This window comes from Methylomonas aurea (genome assembly GCF_024505045.1).
GTDB classification, from domain to species: domain Bacteria; phylum Pseudomonadota; class Gammaproteobacteria; order Methylococcales; family Methylomonadaceae; genus Methylomonas; species Methylomonas aurea.
In genome coordinates this window covers 59,727-80,957 of record NZ_JANIBM010000011.1, presented here as the reverse complement: position 1 = coordinate 80,957, position 21,231 = coordinate 59,727, and the positions used below count along the sequence as shown (strand labels likewise).

At 46.6% G+C, this 21,231-nt stretch carries 21 protein-coding genes; 1 reads left to right on the top strand and 20 read right to left on the bottom strand.

Annotated features, from left to right (window positions below; genetic code table 11):
• Positions 1–3 precede the first annotated feature (3 nt).
• The 20 genes from NP603_RS11370 to pgaB all read right to left on the bottom strand — a co-directional run bounded on the left by NP603_RS11370 (position 4) and on the right by pgaB (position 20,738).
• A complete protein-coding gene (locus NP603_RS11370) occupies positions 4–951 on the bottom strand; it encodes a hypothetical protein (protein ID WP_256611001.1) in 948 nt (315 codons plus the stop codon).
• Positions 951–2,054, bottom strand: a complete 1,104-nt coding sequence (locus NP603_RS11365; protein WP_256611000.1) for a DegT/DnrJ/EryC1/StrS family aminotransferase — start codon at positions 2,052–2,054, stop codon at positions 951–953. Before NP603_RS11365 ends, NP603_RS11370 begins: the two co-directional genes overlap by 1 nt.
• Positions 2,051–3,049, bottom strand: a complete 999-nt coding sequence (locus tag NP603_RS11360; RefSeq protein WP_256610999.1) for an NAD-dependent epimerase/dehydratase family protein — start codon at positions 3,047–3,049, stop codon at positions 2,051–2,053. The genes NP603_RS11365 and NP603_RS11360 overlap by 4 nt, the downstream gene beginning before the upstream one ends.
• Positions 3,042–4,004 (bottom strand): hypothetical protein, encoded by a 963-nt coding sequence (locus NP603_RS11355; protein WP_256610998.1) that lies wholly within the window; start codon positions 4,002–4,004, stop codon positions 3,042–3,044. The genes NP603_RS11360 and NP603_RS11355 overlap by 8 nt, the downstream gene beginning before the upstream one ends.
• Complete coding sequence (locus NP603_RS11350; RefSeq protein ID WP_256610997.1) at positions 4,001–4,819, bottom strand: methyltransferase, TIGR04325 family; 819 nt, start codon at positions 4,817–4,819, stop codon at positions 4,001–4,003. Before NP603_RS11350 ends, NP603_RS11355 begins: the two co-directional genes overlap by 4 nt.
• A 208-nt stretch (positions 4,820–5,027) precedes the next feature.
• Positions 5,028–6,212: a glycosyltransferase family 4 protein gene (locus NP603_RS11345; protein ID WP_256610996.1), complete on the bottom strand. Its 1,185-nt coding sequence runs from the start codon at positions 6,210–6,212 to the stop codon at positions 5,028–5,030.
• A gap of 11 nt (positions 6,213–6,223) precedes the next feature.
• Entirely contained in the window at positions 6,224–7,090 is an 867-nt protein-coding gene (locus NP603_RS11340) for an FkbM family methyltransferase (RefSeq protein WP_256610995.1), read from the bottom strand.
• A 5-nt stretch (positions 7,091–7,095) separates the two neighbouring features.
• Positions 7,096–7,848: a hypothetical protein gene (locus tag NP603_RS11335; protein WP_256610994.1), complete on the bottom strand. Its 753-nt coding sequence runs from the start codon at positions 7,846–7,848 to the stop codon at positions 7,096–7,098.
• Positions 7,815–9,095: a lipopolysaccharide biosynthesis protein gene (locus NP603_RS11330; RefSeq protein ID WP_256610993.1), complete on the bottom strand. Its 1,281-nt coding sequence runs from the start codon at positions 9,093–9,095 to the stop codon at positions 7,815–7,817. Before NP603_RS11330 ends, NP603_RS11335 begins: the two co-directional genes overlap by 34 nt.
• 59 nt (positions 9,096–9,154) lie before the next feature.
• Positions 9,155–10,024 carry a glycosyltransferase family 2 protein gene (locus NP603_RS11325; RefSeq protein ID WP_256610992.1) on the bottom strand — a complete coding sequence of 290 codons (870 nt, stop codon included), beginning with the start codon at positions 10,022–10,024 and terminating at the stop codon, positions 9,155–9,157.
• Entirely contained in the window at positions 10,021–11,094 is a 1,074-nt protein-coding gene (locus NP603_RS11320) for a glycosyltransferase (protein ID WP_256610991.1), read from the bottom strand. The genes NP603_RS11325 and NP603_RS11320 overlap by 4 nt, the downstream gene beginning before the upstream one ends.
• Positions 11,095–11,105: 11 nt before the next feature.
• On the bottom strand, positions 11,106–12,329 hold the full coding sequence (locus NP603_RS11315; protein WP_256610990.1) for a glycosyltransferase: 1,224 nt from the start codon (positions 12,327–12,329) through the stop codon (positions 11,106–11,108).
• Positions 12,330–12,508: 179 nt separating this feature from the next.
• Positions 12,509–13,636 (bottom strand): sodium ion-translocating decarboxylase subunit beta, encoded by a 1,128-nt coding sequence (locus NP603_RS11310; RefSeq protein ID WP_256610989.1) that lies wholly within the window; start codon positions 13,634–13,636, stop codon positions 12,509–12,511.
• Positions 13,637–13,752: 116 nt separating this feature from the next.
• The gene (gene oadA, locus NP603_RS11305) at positions 13,753–15,549 is read right to left on the bottom strand and encodes a sodium-extruding oxaloacetate decarboxylase subunit alpha (RefSeq protein ID WP_256610988.1); all 1,797 of its coding nucleotides are present in this window, start codon (positions 15,547–15,549) and stop codon (positions 13,753–13,755) included.
• 55 nt (positions 15,550–15,604) lie between these two features.
• Entirely contained in the window at positions 15,605–15,844 is a 240-nt protein-coding gene (locus NP603_RS11300) for an OadG family protein (protein ID WP_256610987.1), read from the bottom strand.
• Between the two features lie 204 nt (positions 15,845–16,048).
• A complete protein-coding gene (locus NP603_RS11295; protein ID WP_256610986.1) occupies positions 16,049–16,516 on the bottom strand; it encodes a peroxiredoxin in 468 nt (155 codons plus the stop codon).
• 4 nt (positions 16,517–16,520) lie between these two features.
• Positions 16,521–17,045: a glycine cleavage system transcriptional repressor gene (locus tag NP603_RS11290; protein WP_256610985.1), complete on the bottom strand. Its 525-nt coding sequence runs from the start codon at positions 17,043–17,045 to the stop codon at positions 16,521–16,523.
• A 78-nt stretch (positions 17,046–17,123) separates the two neighbouring features.
• Positions 17,124–17,561: a poly-beta-1,6-N-acetyl-D-glucosamine biosynthesis protein PgaD gene (gene pgaD, locus NP603_RS11285; RefSeq protein ID WP_256610984.1), complete on the bottom strand. Its 438-nt coding sequence runs from the start codon at positions 17,559–17,561 to the stop codon at positions 17,124–17,126.
• Complete coding sequence (gene pgaC, locus NP603_RS11280) at positions 17,558–18,904, bottom strand: poly-beta-1,6-N-acetyl-D-glucosamine synthase (RefSeq protein WP_256610983.1); 1,347 nt, start codon at positions 18,902–18,904, stop codon at positions 17,558–17,560. Before pgaC ends, pgaD begins: the two co-directional genes overlap by 4 nt.
• Before the next feature lie 7 nt (positions 18,905–18,911).
• Entirely contained in the window at positions 18,912–20,738 is a 1,827-nt protein-coding gene (gene pgaB, locus NP603_RS11275) for a poly-beta-1,6-N-acetyl-D-glucosamine N-deacetylase PgaB (RefSeq protein WP_256610982.1), read from the bottom strand.
• Between the two features lies 1 nt (position 20,739).
• Here pgaB and NP603_RS11270 point away from each other — a divergent pair, with 1 nt between their 5' ends.
• Positions 20,740–21,087 carry a hypothetical protein gene (locus NP603_RS11270; protein ID WP_256610981.1) on the top strand — a complete coding sequence of 116 codons (348 nt, stop codon included), beginning with the start codon at positions 20,740–20,742 and terminating at the stop codon, positions 21,085–21,087.
• The last annotated feature ends 144 nt before the right edge of the window (positions 21,088–21,231 follow it).

Below are 21,231 nucleotides of genomic sequence, written 5' to 3'. Positions count from 1 at the left end.
GGGCTACAGAGGCTGATGCCAATGCACGCGGATTCTCCAGATTTGCTGCCAGTACCCCGCAAAACATTCGATAACGCTAGTGGTCATGGAGCGCGTTCGCTGCGGTCTTATCTGCCAGCCGTAGCCGCGCATCGTGTCTAGCGCCGCCTGCAAATCCTTGAAATATTCCTGATAAATAAAACGCTTAACCGGCTTAGGCAGAGGATAAGAGCCACAGTCGACGGCGTATCGACCCGCCAGCCACCCACGCACAATTCTTAGCTCGTGAAAGTGCCAGCAAATCCCGCGGCCATATGGAAATCGAGTGGCATTCCAGGGCGCTAGCAGCAGTTCTTTGTCGGCCAAAACATGCACGTATTGTGCAAATCGCTCCGGCCAGTCGTCCAGATACTTCTGATCGCCGAACTTTCCATCTTCCGTTCGCGCATAGCACCACTCGACGCAGCGGGCCTCCCACCACGCTCTGACTGGCTCTCCACCCTCTCGGTTAAATACTACAAATTGCACGCAATACTGGCCGGAAGTCTCAGAACGGTCGTATTCGGGTGCGTAAGCATGATCGGTAATCAATACCTGCTTGCCGGAGGCTTCGAACTCGCGGAATATCGGGCTTGGATTTTTACGAAACCATAAATCCGCGTCCAAATAAGTCACCCGTCGCACAGATGGGTCCGCCTCAAATACAAAGCGCGGCGAAAACGGAGTCAATGTCCAACAATACTCACCCTTGGAGCGATTGGCTTTGACTCGAATTAATTCATCGGTTTCGAGCTTGCTCAGTGGTAGAAGTCGCACGTTTGGCAGGTTTAATACCCCTAACATCTCAAAAACGTCATCGTCCATGCACAAAATCCACAGGGTGTACGAGCCGGCATGGCGTTGCATGGAACGATGCAGAGCCAATCCCTGAGGTAAAAACAGACTGTCAAACAACGTTACATAGTGTTCCATTACTCGCCTGAAAAGGAATTCAAAGCTGCGATGACGACGTCGACTTCCGCATCCGCCATCTGCGGATGGCACGGGATGGAAAGGCATGTTGCCGCATGGTGCTCGCTGTTTGCCAAACCTAACGGATCGCGGGCGATATTTAGGCAGGACTCCTGTTGGTGGATAGGAATCGGATAGTGGATATGGGTTTGCACCTGATGCGTCCGTAAATGGGCTTGCAATTTATCCCGCTGAGCGCAGTTCACGACAAACAGATGGTAAACATGGGCTTGCGGCGATTCCGGCACAGCCATGCATTTGACAAGAGGATTATCGATGCCGGATAAATAAGCGTCGGCAATCTCCCGCCGTCGAGTCGTAAATTCGGGGAGCCACTTTAACCGCTCGCCCAATATGGCGGCTTGCATTTCATCCAGCCGGCTATTTAAGCCCATCTCAGGATGGTAATAACGTACGCTTTGACCATAATTGCGCAACTTGGCGGCCTTCCGCGCCAGAGCCTCGTCATCGCTCACCAACATGCCGGCATCGCCCACAGCCCCAAGATTTTTGGTGGGATAAAAGCTAAACGCCCCGGCCGCGCCAAAACTGCCTGCCATGTTGCCGTTGAGCGACGCCAAATGGGCCTGAGCACAATCTTCGACCAGCAAGATACCGCGAGCGGCACAGAGTTCTGTCCAGGCATCCATCGCCCGAATTTGCCCGTAGAGGTGCACCAAAACGATTGCTTTGGTTCGCAGTGTAATGCAGCGTCGCGCACTGTCGATGGACATCAACGCGGTTTGCCGATCGATATCCGCCAGCACCGGAGTAGCGCCCGCTCTGACAATGGCCAGTACTGTAGCAAAGGCCGTCATAGGTGTGGTGATGACCTCGTCACCAGGCCCTATTCCTAGTGACCGCAGGGCGATCTCTATGGCGTCCATGCCGTTACCTACGCCTACCCCATATGCGACACCGCATTCCGCCGCCCATTGTCTTTCGAATACCTCTACTTCACGGCCAAGCACATACCACCCCGATTCCAGTACGCGACTTGCCGCACCAAGCATAGCCTGGTGCAACTCCGGCGGTTCCGCTTTGAAATCGTTCATCAAAATCATGACGTTTCGTCCCAATATTGACGATGATGGGCACGATAGTAGGCCAATGTTCGAGTCAAACCATCCCTCAGACCGATCCGGGGTTGCCAGCCGAGTTCGCGACTAATTAACGAAAAATCGCTGTAATAATCGCCTATATCGATCGCCTTACGCTCCGGTGGAAAAGGAATCAACTCAAAAGCGCCGCCAGATTCCAGACTAACCATTAATCCGGCCAGTTCTTTCAAGCTAATCACTTCGTTGCTACCCAGGTTATAGACCTTACCGTTCGAATCGTCGCTGGCGCCGGCAAGTAACAGAGCGTCCACACAGTCATCGATATAATTGAAATCCCGCAACTGCATCCCATCGCCAAAAACCTTGATTGGCTTTCCCTCGATTAGCAGCCGCACCCAAATCCCGAGGAAAGTTTGCCGTGCGTCTTTTACTCTCATGCCCGGGCCATAGGTATTAGTCAGGCGCAATGCGCACGCGCGAATGCCGTACACATTGTTATAGAGCAGGTGATACCATTCCCCTGCCAGTTTGTTGATACCGTTTACGTCAACTGGCCGAATCGGATGTTTCTCATCGACAGGCAAATAATCTGGCTTACCATAGATTTGCCGAGTACTGGCAAATACAATTTTCAAGTCTGTGTTAACCTTACGGCAAGCTTCCAATAATGACAGTTGGGCTTGGGCGTTAATATCCAGATCGGTCTGCGGATCGGCCATGGAGTCCAAATGGCTTGTTTGCCCTGCCAAGTTGAATAAATAGTCCTTGTCCCTGAGCAAATACGCAATGGCGAACGGGTCCCGCACATCGCAGACATTCACCAGAACTTGATCGAGAATATCGTTTATATTGAAAGGATTGCCGCCGTACTGCGGAATAAGGCTATCTACCAGCGTAACTTTGGCGCCAAGAGCGACAAGTTTCCGCGCCAGACTGGAGCCGATGAAACCCAGCCCCCCCGTAATTAACACTTGCTTGTTTGAATAGCCATCAAGCACCTGCAATACTCCGCCTAATACGCTTAGAAATTTTGCAGATCATTCCGGCGGCATATTTTATATAGCCGGGTGAAAGATAACGACTGGATATAGCATAAAGCTCATCAAAAAACTCGTCATCGAATTTATTGGCACCTAGCCTTGCCGCATATAATGCGAAACCATGTTCTTGTTTGATGGACGCAAATAACCAAGCAAGCAACCACTCTCGCTTGGTTAAATCTTGACTTTCCATGGTATTGATATAAGCAATCTCGCACCAACCAGGTGCAGACTTTAAAAATGAGCCTATGCTGCGCTGCGACAAAAAACCAAGATTCCGCAAATCTAATGAATCAATGCGCTGCGATCCCTTGATATCCATACCAGAAATCCAGAACGGCATCGCTTCCATATAAGCCATTAGTTGATGCAGCTTATCTTCACCGAAATAAGCATCAATAATTCCAGGCTCAAATTCGGCTAAAAGAATTTTTTCCTTAGTAGATTTAGGTAAAGAATCGAAAATACGCAAATCCGTTCCCTGTGTATCGGATTTATACCAATCTATATATTCAATACCAACTTTGCTGAGGGATTCTGCCAAAAGTACCGAGGAAAGCTTATCAACTTTCTCTATTTCAAAAAGCGAACTAAATGCCCAGGGTTGAAGAGCCAAATTATTGGGACGCAATGAACTTGAACAATATGGCGATTTAGTGAGATAAAAATTGATTTCTTCGCTTTCTCTATCCGCTACCAGACGGTTTATCAAAAATAATTTTTTCCATTCCTTTTTTTCAGTTTCCGATACCGAAAACTCCCTAGTGTCAGCATCAAAACCGACGCAAATAGAATACGGAGCGATAAGCTCCCATTGCTTAGGAAGGTGGCCCGACGCCCCCAAATCAACTAAAACCGGAGGATTATCAACGAACGAGGGCTGCTCCAGTATCCTTTTTGCAATAGCTTTCACGGCACTATCCGTTGAAAAATGTAACCTTTGAATTCAGATTTGATAAGCTTAAGCACAGGGAAACTCAAGCTAGGAAAATCGGCTTTTAATGAATAATGACTGGATACAGCATTTATCAACTTAGATTCCGACAGAGACCAGCAAGGATAAGATGCCTTATAGATAGAATCCGGTACATGTTGGATATATAACCTGTCCGATTGCGAATCGTTAACTATAGTTTTGTCTATAATCAATACGTCTGCATCGGAGATCATCAGCGATTTTAAGATATCGAACGGATCAGGTAAGTATTGCAATACACCGGACAAAAAAATAGCATTAGGCCTGTTTTCGCTTAAACATTCCGGTATAGATGAATAAAATCGCAAAATGTGGTCCTGAATATGGTCCCTACCAGCCTGCACAAAATGGACTTGCTCAACTATATTCCAACGAACTTCAGATAACTCATTTAGAAAATCTCTATGCTGAAAATAGCTGCTGCCTAGAGCGCCACCAAAATCCAACACATTTAACCGTCCGGAATTTCTAGCGGATGCGAACATTAAGCCCGATAAAATTGACCAATCGTATTCGCATTTGTAAAACAGCACAGAGTCCCGTTCATATGAGGCTATACCTTGTTTTACCTTAAGAGTGGAATCTAAGACGTTATTTAATATGCTTGCTGCATCATAACCAACGCAGTCTCGAACCGCAAAATCCCAACTACTAACTTGACTACTAAATGTAATTGTATTACTAAAAATATTGTTAACTGTATCGATAAGAATCGGTGGAAACCATTGTCGAAATGATGAAGAAATTTTCACGAGTATAATAATAAGCAGAGTATCGATTTCGAACTTTACGTTACGGAACCTCTGATTAATTTGCTATCTGGCATTTTGAGATCAATTAAATCAATGACTTGCGATTCTGTTTTTCTTGAAAAATGAATTAATCAGAGGCTTCTTAACAGTATATTTGTTATTGGAAAATATTTTTCTAAACACGACTCATATGATTGCCAAGTGCTAATCAACAGCTCGTTAAAGACAAAAAACTATTCAATTTTTTTTTCGCCAAGGCCTCCCAGGAATAGTGCTTAATTACTCTACTAGACCCAACACACCCCATACTAATCCTCAATTCCTTGCCAGATAGAGAGAGTATTTTATCAGCCAAATCCTTAACATCACCTTTTTTAAATTTCAACCCGCAACCATCGAATTTGTCATCATCCCATACCGAATCATTAATAATAATCGGCAAGCCGCAAGCCATTGCATCCAACTGACTATTGGATTCCTGCAAAGGCCAAACGCCAATATCAGATGCATGATAAACAGTAGGCAAAAATTCAGGAGAAACAAACGGAGTAACAACACATCCAGTGCAACGCGAAATCTTACTGTTATATTGAAGCGAACCTCGACCTACGAACAAGCCTTTAAAACGTTGATAGCCTCGTTCATGCAAGTATTGTATCGCCAGGGCCAATATCAACGGAGACTTTTCCTCTGTAAATCTGCCCGTGTAAACACAAACGATGTCACCTTCACAAAACCCTAGGTTACGCCTTAGTTGATTAACTTTAAAATCATCATATGTAGCGTTAAAGAGATCGGTTTCGACCGCTAGACTCGAAATCTCGCACCTGTCATGAGCTATTGTGTAGTATTTAGTAATATTATAAAAAACATCATTAGCTATCGGAAAAAATTTATCCACGTTATCAATAATAACAGGCAATCCCATTAGCTTTATATTTATCCAAAACTTAAATTGATAAAATAAATTTCTTGGAGGATTAAAAATTGAACTGTGTAATCGGCTTTCGCAAAAAAGAAGATATCTATATTTAACTTTTAGCTTTGCTAGAAGCAAAGTTGTTCTTTGTAATATTTCAAAGCAATAGATCACGTCAGGCTTCACCTCCCTAACCTTTTCTTCCAACCCCAAGATTTCTATACCGAGACGACAAAAAAAGGACTTGTTTCTGTGCAAAGTGAAATCGTTCTTTTTAAAAATACCAACTTTGACTCTAGCATCCCCAAGCTTAGGCCTATACACTTCATTATAATCGGGAGATGTTGCATACACTTGCAAATCAGAAGTGACCAAATGAACTTCGTGGCCTAATTTGCCAAATGCTTTTGGCAGAAAATTCTCGGCATATCCCATATTCTCGGAATACCACTCGGAAACAATCATTATTTTCATAACCTCTACAATTAGCCTATGACAACATCAAAGCCCTTTAAATACTCTAAAATCTCCGCTTTGCAAATAAGAAAATTCTGATGATTATTATCCCACAATCTATCGACTTTTGTTATTCTACGACCGATCTCATCAATTGAAAAATAATCATAATCAAGAGTACTAAGCAATTCGTTGATCCGATCGGCACTATCATTACCTATTATTTCTAATATGATCGATGGCAAATTAGACGACAATATTGGCCAGAGGGTTTCCAAGACTGAAAGCTCACTACCTTCAACATCCACCTTAATCAAGTCAATATCTTCAATGTCGTATTTAAAAGCAAAATAATCAAAGGATTTTACTTCGACTAAAATTTTCGAAATTTCATGGTTTTTAGCAATTTCGGGATGAAGCGCGTACCTATTCTTATCAATCTGCGTCATATAATTTAGCTTATTCTTCAACGCAAACATCGTCGCACTACCTTGATAATTTGACAATGCGACTTTCTCGGTAATTATCGAAAAATTATTCTTAATAATATTATTATGCAGCACCTCAAAATTAACATCAATTGGCTCTATAGCGATAATTTTAGCGAAAGGACTATTACTTTTTGAAATAAGACTATATATTCCGGTATTTGCACCAACATCCAATATGCATCTCGATCTCTTTGACAAATAAGCCCATAGCGCTAAAGATTGCCTTTCCCAGCCACCGTAAAGACCGTGCCTATATATCTCTGTCTCTATATAACTATCATTTCGCCAATAGAGATAAATACTTCTACACGAAATATCATCATACACCTCTATAAAGCCCTCAGAGTCGGGACGATGAAATCTGTTAAAAGCAAGGGAAAGAATCTTTTTTGCGATTTTTTTCACAATAATTATTTTCTATAAAAAAAAGTAGCCTCAGTAAAATGTAAACCATAGGCCAGCGGGCCCGTAATAGATTTTTTTTTCCAGTTACCAGTTCCCATTAAATCTCCAATAATTTTAGAATAATGTTTACGCTCCGATTGATCCAACAACAAAATGCCGCCCCTTTTTACTTTATTTTGTGCATGGTGAATACAGGATGGCCTGACTCTACCATCAACCACCACAAGATCGAAATAGCTATCTGGATAGCAATCTATCGCCGCAGCATAGTCTTTAAAACGCAATCCCTCTGATGCTTTGTCATCAGAAACATATGAACTTGCCACCGAAGCCAAATCCCTAGAATAATCCGAGTAACTGGTTGGAGGGATAATTTCGTATTTTACATTTCTTAATTTTCTTGCCTTTATCTCTGATTCAACTAATTCATACCATTCTCGATTATGCTCAACAGAAACTACGAGTTTCACTCTCCTAGAAAAAAAGAGAGTACTTCCGCCAGAGCCATACTCAAAAACCATTTGGTCTTTTTTCAATATTTTATCAAGAAGCTCAATAACTGGAAAAGACATCCAGGGCTTTTCATCAATAATGGGATCACGCTTTTCATTTTGATAAAACCTTAAAACGGGGAATGCATATCGCAGGGAATACCAAACCACACTTAATTTATAATCACACAAAAAAGCCAGTAATGCGTATTTAATATATTTAAGTACATAAATTAACGACGAGCTAAAATATTTATTTTTGAACACACAAATAACAGATAAAAAGAAAAATATAAAAAACCAGCAATCACTCCTGCCACTGAAACTCCTTGTATACCATAAAGTTTTGCACCATAAAAGTATAAAGGAACCCCTATAAAAGACACGACAATTCCAAAAACAGTAGTAATATATGTCATGTTCCAATATATCGTATAATTACTTAGCAAACCGCTAAGACTTAAAAACATACTTGATATCATCTGAAATGGGGATATCATAAGAACTCGATAATATTTTTCATCAATTATTCTGTACAATATAAAAACATACTGCATTACCCACAAGACTACAGAAAGAAAAATAAATGAAATAAACAAAGTTTTTAGCATTTTTTTTGTTTTATAAAAATTAGTCATTACGTCTCGTTCTTTTAAAAACAATGGCAGCCAGGCATTTTGAAATGCGGCAAAAACAGCTGTAATAATGCCACCATACGTGAGAGAGACATAATAAACCGACATATCTGTTAACGAGCAATATTTCTCGATAAAAAATTTGTCGCTAAAATTAACAAATATCCCTAGAATAGCTGACATCATTATTGGCCCCCCTAACTGCAATGATCTCATAGCTATATCGATATCAAACTTTAATTTCATTTCCTTAACATAACGGCGTAAAAATAAAAGTATTACGATTATTTCTGAAAACAAATAAGATTTCATTCGCACATCGGCCTTGTTACCCGACACACAATATAGCCCAAACAACGCCACAGACACTCCCACTAAAAATCTTAATACATTATAAGCCTGTACCTTTGAGATAAATTCATTCGCGATATAGAAATAAATTAACATGCACGAAAAAACGGAGACAACCAAGCCGATTAATATTAGAACCCTATGTCTCAAATAAGTCTCCGAAGATGAAAATAATAGATTTATTATAGAATTATCTAGATTAAAAATATAGAAAGTCCCAAGAGCCAAGACCAACATAACTAATAGGGTAATATTAATAGTAAAAAGTACACTTCCCTTTTCTTTTCCATCAGCATCTTGATATAATTTCACCTGAGGCACATAAAGCCCAAAGTTAAATATTAAACCAAAAGTACTTACCACGGACATTACGTAACTAAATTCCGCATACTCTTCTTGCGTCATTAGTTTTAGGTAAATTGGTAATAAAATAAAACCTGACACCTTCACAAAACCATCGACACCAATAATCCTGACAAATCGATTTAGGATAGTATTGTTTTTGAACTCCCTAAAAACTCTTGGCATCGCCTATACCCAGCATGTAGACTTGAGAAATCTCTCCCGAATCAAACAAACAAAAACCCTTATCTAGCCAATATATATCTATTAATAAAATAAACACAAAAATATCTAATATAATAAAACACAACCCCAGTTAAATAGAAACGAGGCAGAGGATAATGGAGTTTAAACAAAACAGAAATATCGTATATATTTCTATGCGATCTTCGATCTATCAAAGTTCGAATAAACGTTTTAAAGCCAATCTCACATATATCAACAGCCAAACTGGTTTGAGCGGGATCCACATCAACACAGGCTTTTAGCGACACATATAAAGCAAATTTTTTCTCTACTCGAATATAAAAATCATGATCGGCCCCATAATGTGGCAACTGGGCTTCGTTGAACAAACCAATTTCCGCAAATATATGCTTAGGGATGATGACACCGCGGCCGCCTATAATCAGGTCTACCGGTATAACGTCACCTAGCCCGGCTCCAACCGGACTTTTTAGCCCTCCAATTGTAGGAAATCCTAATAGAAAATTATGCCTAGGATTAATACTGATAATGCGTCCAGTAGGCCAGTCTCGCTGTATCGGAGCAATAATTGCACCGGATTTGTTTCTCAAAATATCAACCAATTTTTGAATAGTTTCAGATGTTACATAACAATCGTTATTCAGCAGCATAATTAAATCTGCACCCTTATCCATGGCGAACCGTATACCTAAATTATTCGCTCCCGCCCACCAAAGACTTGAAGGTCCCGGTAAACGAATCACGCAGGGATAATCATTCTGCAATCCAATCCGCGTCTCTTCTGTTGTGCCGTGGTCCACCACCAACACCGTGAAGTCTTTATATGTGCTTTTATATAAGGCATCCAGGCAACGACGTGTCTGGGCAAATCCGTTGAAGTCTGTGATGACAACGAAAAGCCTGTTCATGGCACAAGCTTAGCCAACTCTTGATGAAGTTTCCGTCCGATCGATTGCCAATCCAGAATAGCGGGATATTGCAAAATTCTCGGGCTTTCTAGTTGCGATTTAATAGCACGAGCCATATCGTCTGCAATAGGCTCGCATAGTGAAGTCGGTGCCTCTTTGAATATTTCTGCATGGTCAGATACCCTTGTAGCAACTACCGGTTTACCGCATGCAAGGTATTCGGCGATTTTGCAAGCACCTGACAGAGAATTAAACTGGTCACCAGCATATGGCACGACAACAACATCGCAAGCATTAATTAAATTTGGTACGGATGATTGAGGTAATTCTCCGTAGTATTTAATCCAGTTTTCGTTGAACTCAACTCCATCTACGCGTCCGGCAAACACAAGATGTAAGTTGGGTTTCGTTTCCCTCAAGAGCCTGCAAGCGGCGATCAAAAGTGGACCCCTCGCCAAATTTATCGAGCCGAAATAACCGATCACCTCTTTGCTTAAAGGGAGGTTTAGTTTAAGCCTAGCTTCAACGCGATCGCCGACTGAAAATACGTTTCGATCAACACCATTCTCAATCAATAATGTACGTTGATTAACCCCACTTTTGACCCAGCGCTGCAACGATTGACTAGCACAAGTAACCAGACTGGATTTTCTGACAACATAATTAAATACCGATTTCAATCCTGGCAATCTGTTGATTCGAAAAGCCGGATAATAGTCGTACACATCGTATACAAACTTTATCCCCAATCTTCGGGCCAGCAGAAGCCCAATCAATCCGATATAGATATCACCACTAGCGATAATCACGTCCGGATTTATATTCCTAACATGCGAATAAGTCCGCAAAATCGCGCCAATTAAATTAGCCGGACTTACTGGAATGGTTTGAAATGAAACCCCGTTATCTGCGACATATAAATCAGTCCGATTTCGATAGTCGAAGGCATTGACTACAATTCGATGTCCGCAGCTAGACAACTGTTTGGGTAATTGATAGAGCCGACCGAACCGATCATTGATGAGGTCTTTATTTGTGTAGTAGCGTTTGCATAGAAAATATATATTCATCAACTAAAACACTACGATCTAAATTCGGCGGTATTCAAGATGCTGATATACAACGAGATGAATTGTTCAGCAACACATTGCCAATCATAGGATTCAGCAATTTTTCTACCGGTTTTACTCAAATTCATTCTAAACTCTCTATCGGTTATCAATCTATTAATCGCTTCCGAAAGCTCGTCAACATCATTGGGACTCACAAACAAACCTGTTTCTCCATGTTTTATAATTTCCCCAATACCTCCAACATTAGAGCAGATAATTGGCACGCCACTCGCCAGCGCCTCCAAAAATGTCACTCCTTGTCCTTCGATCATAGACGGGGAAACAAAAATATCCGCTGCCGCGTAATAATCAGGCAATTTGTCATTCGGCAACTTTCCCAAGAAAAAGACCTTATCGCTTATTCTATATTTTATCGCTAACAATTTTAATCGTTCGATCTCCTCTCCATCGCCTATAATCCATAACTCGGTTCTAACTCGCAAATCCTCGGACAATAGGGCGTAAGCTTTTAATAAATAAGCTACTCCTTTAGTTTCAACCAAGCGTCCAACAAACAACAAAATTAATTTATGTTGCTTTGCAATTGACTTACGATCACCTAACACAAAACGCCGATAGTCAACGCCCATTGGAATAATATGCGGTTTAGACAATTCGTCGAATCCGACGGCACCGGAAGTCGCCCGCGTGTTGCTCGTCCAAATAGAGCATTGTTTCACCGTCCAGCGTTTCAATAAACCGAGGAGTCTTCCTTTTAGTAAAAAAGCATCGCTACCATGAGCAGTTACTACCACCGGTATTCGAAACAACTTCCCCAACAATACTGCCACAGTACCCTGCGGAAATATCCAATGTGCATGAATCAAGGCGGGACGTTGGCTAAGCAATATCCGTGCGGCAGCGACGAACATGGACACGATCAAAAACGGCACCTGCAAATATAACCACGGTGCGGCGCTCAAGTTTGGCAGGATTCCGGAGCCATACGCTAACAATTGTAGACGGCGCGGAAAAAAATAACGGAAATGGCGACAAACCAAACCGTATGGTTGGGGAAACGGGCGTACTTCGTGATGATCGGGAGCGAGAACCAACAAATCCAGTTCTCGGTTTGCGAGCGCTTCCGCCAAATAGCGCAGGAATATCGAAGCGCTATCGTCTTCATTGCGGGGGTAGCTCGAAGTGAGCCAGAGTACTTTGGTACGCTTAGCGTCCTTAAGCTGGTCGCTCATTCTAGGGAATCTCTTAAAACCAGTAAAAGCTTCATCCCCCAACCCCCGGCATAAATACCGGAAGCACATACAGGTAAAGGAATGATTTTGAATTAAATCGGCAGCTTATTTCCCTCGCCCAGCTCTCCTTAAAAAAATGAATTTTGGAGGTTCCCTGAATTCGATCCCGCCTGACAGAGCTAACGCACCAAACTCAACAACACCCCTGCCGCGACCGCTGAGCCAATCACGCCTGCGACATTGGGTCCCATCGCGTGCATCAGCAGGAAATTGTGCGGATTGCTTTCCAGACCGATTTTGTTGGCGACGCGGGCCGCCATAGGCACCGCGGAAACACCAGCCGCGCCGATCAAAGGATTAATCGGAGTGCTACTGAAACGATTCATGACCTTTGCCATGATCACACCGCTTGCAGTACCGATCGCAAACGCGACGGCGCCTAGGCCCAGGATGCCCAAGGTCTGTACTTTCAAAAACGCCTCTGCGCTAAGCTTGGAACCGACCGATAAGCCCAGAAAGATTGTGACGATATTGATCAACTCGTTCTGCGCGGTTTTGCTCAGCCGATCGACCACGCCGGTCGCATTCATCAAGTTGCCGAGGCAAAACATACCGACTAACGGCGCGGCAGACGGCAACAACAATGCTGTCAAAATCAATAACATTAGCGGAAACACCACTTTCTCTGCCTTTCCGACAGTCCGCAGCTGCTGCATTTCGATACGGCGCTCGTCCTCGCTGGTCAATGCCCTCATGATCGGCGGCTGGATCAGCGGCACTAAAGCCATGTAAGAGTATGCGGCCACGGCAATTGCGCCTAATAATTCCGGCGCCAGTTTGGAGGCAACGTAAATTGCAGTCGGGCCATCGGCGCCGCCGATGATGGCAATCGCCGCCGCTTCCTTCAAGCTAAATGCCATGCCCGGCACTGCATTCAAGGCCAGCGCGCCAAATAATGTGGCGAAAATGCCGAACTGGGCGGCAGCGCCAAGAAATAGGGTTTTCGGATTCGCTAGCATCGGCCCGAAATCGGTCATCGCCCCGACGCCCATGAATATCAATAGCGGAAATACACCCGCCTTGATACCTCCATACATGTAATAAAGAATACCGCCCTCGTCGACCATGCCGGCCACCGGGATGTTGCTGAGTACCGCGCCAAAACCGATCGGTAACAGCAATAGCGGTTCGAAGCCTTTTTTAATCGCCAGATATAACAACAGGAATCCCACCCCCATCATGATGATTTGCGGTTGGGTAATGTTGTAAATACCGGTGCTTTCCCACAAGAGTCGGAGATTTTCCATGGCTTGATTTATTCGATTTATTTGGCCGACAGCACGGCTACGACTGGCCGTCGAATTCTATATTAGGCATCCGGCTCCCACATTGCGGCAACCGGTGCGAGTTAAATCTTAGTCGGTTACAACGTAACCAGGACGTCACCAACCGCAACCGAATCGCCTTGTCGAACATTGACAGCACTAACGATACCTGCGACTTTGGCACGAATCTCGGTTTCCATTTTCATCGCTTCCATGATTAACACCACATCGCCCTCGGATAAATGCGAGCCGACGTTGACATTCACTTTCAATACAACGCCGGCCAACGGAGACTCGACGACACCGCTGCCGCTGACGATCGGAGCAGTCGATGCTAACATCGGTCCGTTTTCCAAAGCCGAGGACGGCTTGACGACAATCTCCCCGTTCCCCGGCGCGATTGCAACGTGGTAATTTTTGCCGTCCACGTTGACAGTGTAGGTTTCGACCTCGCCCGCCGCTTTAGTTGCCGCCGCTGCGGAAACAAGGGCTGGCTCGGTGGCAGGTACCGGTTCGAACGCGGCCGGGTTGCCCCGGTTCTGGATAAATTTCCAACCGACTTGGGCGAATAGGCCGTCGATCAGCGCATCTTCTTCGACATTCTCGGCCAGCTTGACACCTTCGGCCTGCGCTTTCGCTTTGATGTCGGCGATCAGTTTGTCCATCTCCGGTTCCAGTAAATCCGCCGGCCGGCAACTGATCGGCTCTGCACCGTTCAACACCCGCGCTTGCAATTCCTTATCCACGGGCGCCGGAGTCGCACCGTATTCGCCCCGTAACACACCGGCCGTTTCTTTACTGATGGTTTTGTATCTCTCACCGGCCAGAACGTTCAATACCGCTTGAGTACCGACGATTTGAGAAGTCGGCGTTACCAACGGAATATAGCCCAGATCTTTGCGTACCAGCGGTATTTCTTGCAGTACTGCATCGAAACGATCGGCAGCACCTTGCTCCTTCAACTGGCTTTCCATATTGGTCAGCATGCCGCCCGGCACTTGCGACACCAGGATCCGGCTATCCACTCCTTTCAGGCTACCTTCGAACTGTGCATACTTTTTCCGTACCTCGCGGAAATAAGCCGCGACTTTTTCCAGCCTGGCCAAATCCAGACCGGTATCGCGTTTCTGCCCGGCCAATGCCGCGACGATAGTTTCGGTTGGGGTGTGGCCGTAGGTCATACTCAACGAAGATATTGCGGTATCGATATTGTCCACACCCGCTTCGACAGCCTTGATACAGGTCGCAACGCTCAATCCGGTGGTCGCATGGCAATGTAGATGTACCGGAATCGTAACGGCTTTTTTCAATTTGCCGATCAGGTCGAACGCGTCGTAAGGAGTGAGCAAGCCCGCCATGTCTTTGATACAGATCGAATGGGCGCCCAAGTCTTCGATCTGCTTGCCCTGCTCTACCCATTTCTTGATGGTGTGTACCGGGCTGGTCGTGTACGAAATAGTACCTTGGGCATGGGCATCGGTATTCAGTACCGCCTTGATGGCCCGTTCGATATTGCGCATATCGTTCATCGCATCGAAAATCCGGAATACGTCAATACCGTTGACCACGCAACGCTCGACGAATTTATCGACCACATCGTCCGCGTAATGGCGGTAACCCAGGATATTCTGGCCTCGGAATAACATTTGCTGAGGCGTATTGGGCATAGCTTTCTTCAGTAAACGCAGGCGCTCCCACGGATCCTCGCCCAAATAGCGAATGCAAGCGTCGAAGGTCGCCCCTCCCCAGGATTCGATCGACCAGTAACCGATCTGGTCGAGTTGATCGCAGATCGGTAGCATGTCTTCGATACGCAGCCTGGTTGCCAGAATTGACTGATGGGCGTCGCGTAATACCACCTCAGTAATTCCCAGGGGCTTGTTCACCTTTTCCACTCTTTAATCTCCTAATGACATTTTGGGGTCTTAACTGACCTTACCTTTTGGGTATTTATCCGTTCTTGTGCTTTTTGCGATACTGCAGAACCGCGGCGGTTATCGCGGCTACCACCGCTTTATCGTTACCGGGGACAACCGGCTGTTCGGGAAATTTGGTCGGAACCTCCGGAAAATAGTGCCGGACCAGGTTGCTCATGACAGTGATCGCAACCACCAGCATCGCCAGAAAAGCATAAACCATGCCCATGCCGATCAGCATTAACTCAATACCCGCAGACAGCATTTCGTTCATAAACGTCGTCCAATTGAAAATTTAGCCCGGGCATTATCGCCCAAATAAGCGGGATTTCACAATCCCGAGCAAACTGAAGGGTTTAAGACTCTAAGCTCGAAAAGCCAAAATCTATAGCGCCTGCGTTAGACAAGAAAGCGGGCCTCGATGAGGCCCGCGAAAATGAAAAGACTGTGCTCCGTGGGCAACGGACGATCGCCTGGATCAAGCCGTTTTGAGAAAATCCAGCACTTCGGCTACGTGGACCTTCACCTGCACCTTGCGCCATTCTTTGACCAGGACGCCGTTTTCGTCGATCAGAAACGTACTGCGCTCAATCCCTTGCACCTGCTTGCCGTACATGTTCTTCGTTCTGATAACGTCGAATAAATGGCACAGACTCTCGTCCTGGTCGGACAGCAAATCAAATGGAAACGCTTGTTTACATTTAAAGCCTTCGTGCACTTTGACGCTATCGCGCGATACGCCCAATACCACTGCGTTCAATGCTTCGAATTGGCCGATATTGTCGCGGAAAGCCTGCCCTTCCTGGGTGCAACCCGGCGTATTGTCCTTGGGGTAAAAATACAGCACGACTTTTTTACCGCGATAATCGCTGAGTTTGACGGATTTGCCGCCGGTAGCGGCTGCTTCGAAATCGGGAACGGTATCACCGATGGCTATGGCTGTCATGAAATCACCTTTTGACGGGTTCGAGAATGGCGTCGATGTTCAAGCTGTCGCAAAAATCCAGAAACTCTTCGCGCAAGGACAGAATCCGCACCGACGGCGGCACCAACAAGATGAATTTAGTGGAAAATACCGCCGTATTGAAAAAAGCCGCATTGTGGCGACTGGCGGAGATTTCTTCGATACAAATACCCCGATCCAACAGGAAGGAAGTCACGGCAAACAGGATGTCGCTTTTATCGACGGAGATGGTTTCCAGCGTGTACGGCACACCTTCGACCGCTTGCGGCTCCTGACTCGGCCTCAGAAAGTTCATCTGGATTTCCAAACGGGTTTTAATCGCATCCAGCATGCCTTCCAACTTGGCGATATGGTTCCAGTTACCGTCGATCAACAGGTATGCGGCAGTCAGCTCGGTCAAATTGGAGGTGCGCAGTTCCAGAATGTTACATTGGCAGGCACTTAACGCCGACAAAACTTCCCCAAGAAAACCGTTGGACTTCTCGCCCAATACCGTAATTGCCAGTTGCATAATCCCAAGTCCTTAAGTACGCCCCATGCAGTTTAACATCAACCGCGCCAAAAACGCAGTCGCGATATGGTAACCCCGTCAGTCGTTACCAATAGCGGTAATCCCGGCATGTTCGTCGAAATGAACCGTCAGTTTCTTGCCCTGACGGGCTTGGCGCAATTCGGCCAAATCGACTTTAAATGCTACCGCCAATTGTTGGTCGGTGACCGGAGCGCTCCGTTTCGGCGCCACCACCGAATGCCGCCAGGACAAAAACAAGGTCCAGCACAGCCAGAACAGCGCTATCGCCAGCACGATCTCGCCGTAGAGCTCTAGTAGTTCCAGCAAGGTTTTGTAACCGCCGAACCAGCGGATCTCGTCCGACAAGCTTTTCAAGCCCATCAGCCAAGCCGTCAAAGTGAACAATGGCCACAAAAAATAAAGCCACAACACCCAGCTCATTAAAGCCATCAAGACCGAAGCGCATTTTTGCTGAAAACTTTGCAGATGCGGCTGGTTGATAATGATCTCTTTCATTTTTGCCGCAACCCTCTGTCCAAAGTCACCCAAACCGCGCGCTGGCCGCGCTTTTTCCGTAACGCCTTGATGCAACCGTTGATTGTGGTGCCGACGTTGATCAACCAGTACACGATCGGATACCAGATCATCCAATAGTAATGCTGGGCCGAGCCGCCGCTTTTCTTTTCATAGACCGAGTCTATCGTCAAACTGACTGCAAACTGGATCAGACAGGTCACGCACAGCAGCATGCTGGTCCAGTGCGGCGATAAGTCTTCCAAGGCTTCCTGCGGCTCGCTGCTGAACCAGTCCAACGGCACCAAGGCCAGCATCGCAACTACCAAAAATGCCCAACTCAAACTGATGCAACATTCCAAATACAAAGGCCACATGCCGCGCGAACGCCAACGCAGCAACGGCCGGAAATAGCGCAGCAACACCTCGACACCGCCTTGCGCCCAGCGACTGCGTTGTTTCCACAAACCTTTCAGAGTTTCCGGCATCAACACCCAGCACAGCGCATTGGGCTCGAAGCGGATCGCCCAGCCGGCCAACTGCATTTTCCAACTGATATCGATATCCTCGGTCACCATGTCCGGACTCCAGTAGCCGACATCGTGCAAGGCAGTCTTACGGAACCCGGCGATGACTCCTGATATCGTGAACACATGTCCATAAGACCGTTGGGCACGTTTGATCATACCGACGATGGCCGAAAACTCGCCGACCTGAATCTTACCCAACAAGGTTGACCGGTTGCGGATACGCGGATTGCCCGTCACGGCGCCGACGTGCGGATCTTCCAGAAAATGTTTGACGATCCACGCCGTCGCGTTCGGCGCCAACAAGGCGTCGCCGTCGATACCGATCAGAATTTCGCTGTTGGCCAGTAGCGCCGCAGTGCGCAGACCGACCGCCTTACCCTGGTTGCTGGCCAGATTTACGACACGAATTTGCGCATGCCGGTCGGCCAGTTCGTGCAGGATTTCCAGGGTATTGTCCTTGCTGCCGTCGTTGACGGCGATGATTTCGTAATTGGGATATTGTTGGTGCAACAGATATTCGATGGTTTCGCGAACGTTCTCGCCCTCGTTGTAACACGGGATCAGAATCGACACCGGCGGATATTCCGCCAACACCGGCAAGTCCGACAACACGTTGCCGCGGTTACGTTCCCAGCGAATGTAATAGACGATGCCGCCCAGCATCCAGACGTAAGCCATCAACAACGGGTAATAAAACACGAAGCGCGAAAGCCATTCGTTGAATTGCCACCAGGGCACCTCTTCCAGCCGTTCGCGCCCGATCAGCCACAGATCGATCAGATGTTGTACCCAAGGTTGCGCTAAAAGTTGGTCCACGGCCGACTCAATCCTTGATCTCTACAGGAAAATATTTTTTCAACTCTGCCAGTTTGGGCTGGTCGTGAAAGACGTTATCCGGGTAATAACCGATATGCTTGGCACCCAATTTTTTCAACAGCTGAAACTGTTCGGTGAATACCGACATCGGGATGTCCTGTTGCGTTTTCCAGTTTACCGCCTGCAGCTCGAACACCATTTTATCCAACGCGCCGGGATACTGATTGGTCTTCTCGACTAATTCCGCCAGCCACTGCTTAGGATTCTCGGCGTCCTCCATAAAAGGCATCGCCTCGATCGCCACGTAATCGTAATGCTTCATAAAGCTGGCCAGCGATTGGGCGTACCATTCTTCGCTATAGGGCTTCAACAACGGCAACGAGTAAAAGTTGCGCGCGGTTTTGATGTATGGCCGATAAAAACGCACCTTATTGGTCAGATAATCGGTGAATTGACCCATCAACTCATTCTTGTGCTGAGCCCAGCGCAGGCGCAACTCGCTGGACGAATGAATGGTATCGAACTCGGCCGGCAAGCCCCAGACCTTATTGGTGAATTCCATCGCCAGCGGCGATACGTCCTCATAATCCGACAAGATACCGTCGTCGTGGAACAGAATGCCGTTGAAGTCACAGTATTTGGCCAGATCTTCATAAATCTCGCCGACGAACTGGCGAGCCTCCGGATTGAACGGCGACAGGCGGGTATAAATGTGGCGCGACAACTGCGGTTCGCCGTCGCGCCATTCCTTGACGTACCATTTCAATGGTACGTCGGCCTTATACGCCATCATCGGCATCCAGGCGTAGACTTTGACATCGGCACCCTTTCTCAGCCTTAGGGAAACATAATTGAACAAATCCCGCCGCATCGGCAGGTGCCGATTCGGGAAATACAATTTATCGGCATTACCATCGCCGTCCGGGTCGGAAAAGGCTTGCAGATAGACGGTATTGGCGCCGCTGGCTTTGATCCGCTCGACGACGGCGGCCAGATTTTTCTCGGTCTGCTCCTCGTCCTCGTCATAAATGTAATCCATATCGACGTGGGCTACTCGCAATTCCCGGCCGGTACGCAACTTGGTGACGATGGTGGCAAAACGCTCCGCGTTCGGGTCGTCGGTCATGATCATCCGCTTCATCACCGCCGCGTCCGCCAACGTATTTGCGCCGTCGTTCAGGCCCATGGTCAGCGGCATGCCGGCGTTTTTCGCTGCTTCCAGCGCAATCGCGTTATATTCGCCGTAAGGCCAGACCATGACCCGCGGCCGCTTGCCCAAAGTCTGCAGCAATTGTTCCGAACTTTTCTCCAGTTCCTGGAAAATCCGCTTCCGGTAGTCCTCGTCTTTTTCGTATTCCTCGTATTCGCTGCTGTACAACCGAGTAGTGATCGTACTTTGTTCATTGCCCTGCGGATTGGCAACGATACCATGATGGGCGTTGAAGCTGTGGGAGGCAATTTCGACCAGACCACTGTTCGCCACTTCGCGAATTTGGGCCGGCGTCATCAACGGTTTGTTGGTGCCGGCATGATTGTGCTGTTCCAGCCAACTGCCGACCACCGCCAGTGTGGCCGGGTATTTATATTTCTTCAACAGCGGCATTGCCCGGGTATAGAAGCTTAGGTAGCCGTCGTCGAAGGTCAATAACACCGCTTTGTTGGGCAACTGTTTTTTGCCTTGCGTACAATCCAGCAAATCCTGGATGCTGATCACCCGGTATCCGTTATTTTTCAACCAGGCGAAATGATCGTTCAGATGATCCTTATTCACCGCCATCCGGTCGAACGGCGGAACTCTTTCTTCTTCCTCCAGAATATCGTGGTAATTCAACACAATGAAACTGGAATTGGCGGAATCGGCAGCCTGCAACGGCCCGGCAATCCAGCAGGCGATTACAAAAAATATCCCGGCAATAAGGCGCATGTTCATTAAAAGTGGTTTTCAGCGGAAAGTAAGAATTGGCAACGGCCGGCACGCGAGCCGCGCGGGCCGAAAATGGACGGCGCATTTTACCCGAACGGCCTTTTTTAGCCTGATTTTTATTTTCCGCCGCCGACGGACGATAACCAAGGGCGGCCGTGACGCAAAAAAACCGGAAGCGGGCAAACAACGCGCTACCCAAAATCCAGCCGCCTTTGGACAACCTCAATGCCCAATCGACATAAAGGCGAATCGACATTAAAACCCGACAGGACCGAATCGCCGATTCTTAGCCAGAATCGGCCAAGCCGGCCTGGTGTCGAAGAAAACCGGTTATCATTGCGCCGATTCAGCGCATAGCGAAGAGCGACCTCTCAAGGTTGCCCAACCGGGTCCGCCCTCTCAT

Excerpts from the sequence above, each read along its gene's own strand:
- NP603_RS11370 (WP_256611001.1), bottom strand. The coding sequence starts at position 951 with ATGGAACACTATGTAACGTTGTTTGACAGTCTGTTTTTACCTCAGGGA.
- NP603_RS11365 (WP_256611000.1), bottom strand. The coding sequence starts at position 2,054 with ATGATTTTGATGAACGATTTCAAAGCGGAACCGCCGGAGTTGCACCAG.
- NP603_RS11345 (WP_256610996.1), bottom strand. The coding sequence starts at position 6,212 with ATGAAAATAATGATTGTTTCCGAGTGGTATTCCGAGAATATGGGATAT.
- NP603_RS11330 (WP_256610993.1), bottom strand. The coding sequence starts at position 9,095 with ATGCCAAGAGTTTTTAGGGAGTTCAAAAACAATACTATCCTAAATCGA.
- NP603_RS11325 (WP_256610992.1), bottom strand. The coding sequence starts at position 10,024 with ATGAACAGGCTTTTCGTTGTCATCACAGACTTCAACGGATTTGCCCAG.
- NP603_RS11320 (WP_256610991.1), bottom strand. The coding sequence starts at position 11,094 with ATGAATATATATTTTCTATGCAAACGCTACTACACAAATAAAGACCTC.
- NP603_RS11315 (WP_256610990.1), bottom strand. The coding sequence starts at position 12,329 with ATGAGCGACCAGCTTAAGGACGCTAAGCGTACCAAAGTACTCTGGCTC.
- NP603_RS11310 (WP_256610989.1), bottom strand. The coding sequence starts at position 13,636 with ATGGAAAATCTCCGACTCTTGTGGGAAAGCACCGGTATTTACAACATT.
- NP603_RS11300 (WP_256610987.1), bottom strand. The coding sequence starts at position 15,844 with ATGAACGAAATGCTGTCTGCGGGTATTGAGTTAATGCTGATCGGCATG.
- NP603_RS11295 (WP_256610986.1), bottom strand. The coding sequence starts at position 16,516 with ATGACAGCCATAGCCATCGGTGATACCGTTCCCGATTTCGAAGCAGCC.
- NP603_RS11290 (WP_256610985.1), bottom strand. The coding sequence starts at position 17,045 with ATGCAACTGGCAATTACGGTATTGGGCGAGAAGTCCAACGGTTTTCTT.
- pgaD (WP_256610984.1), bottom strand. The coding sequence starts at position 17,561 with ATGAAAGAGATCATTATCAACCAGCCGCATCTGCAAAGTTTTCAGCAA.
- NP603_RS11270 (WP_256610981.1), top strand. The coding sequence starts at position 20,740 with ATGAAACTGGAATTGGCGGAATCGGCAGCCTGCAACGGCCCGGCAATC.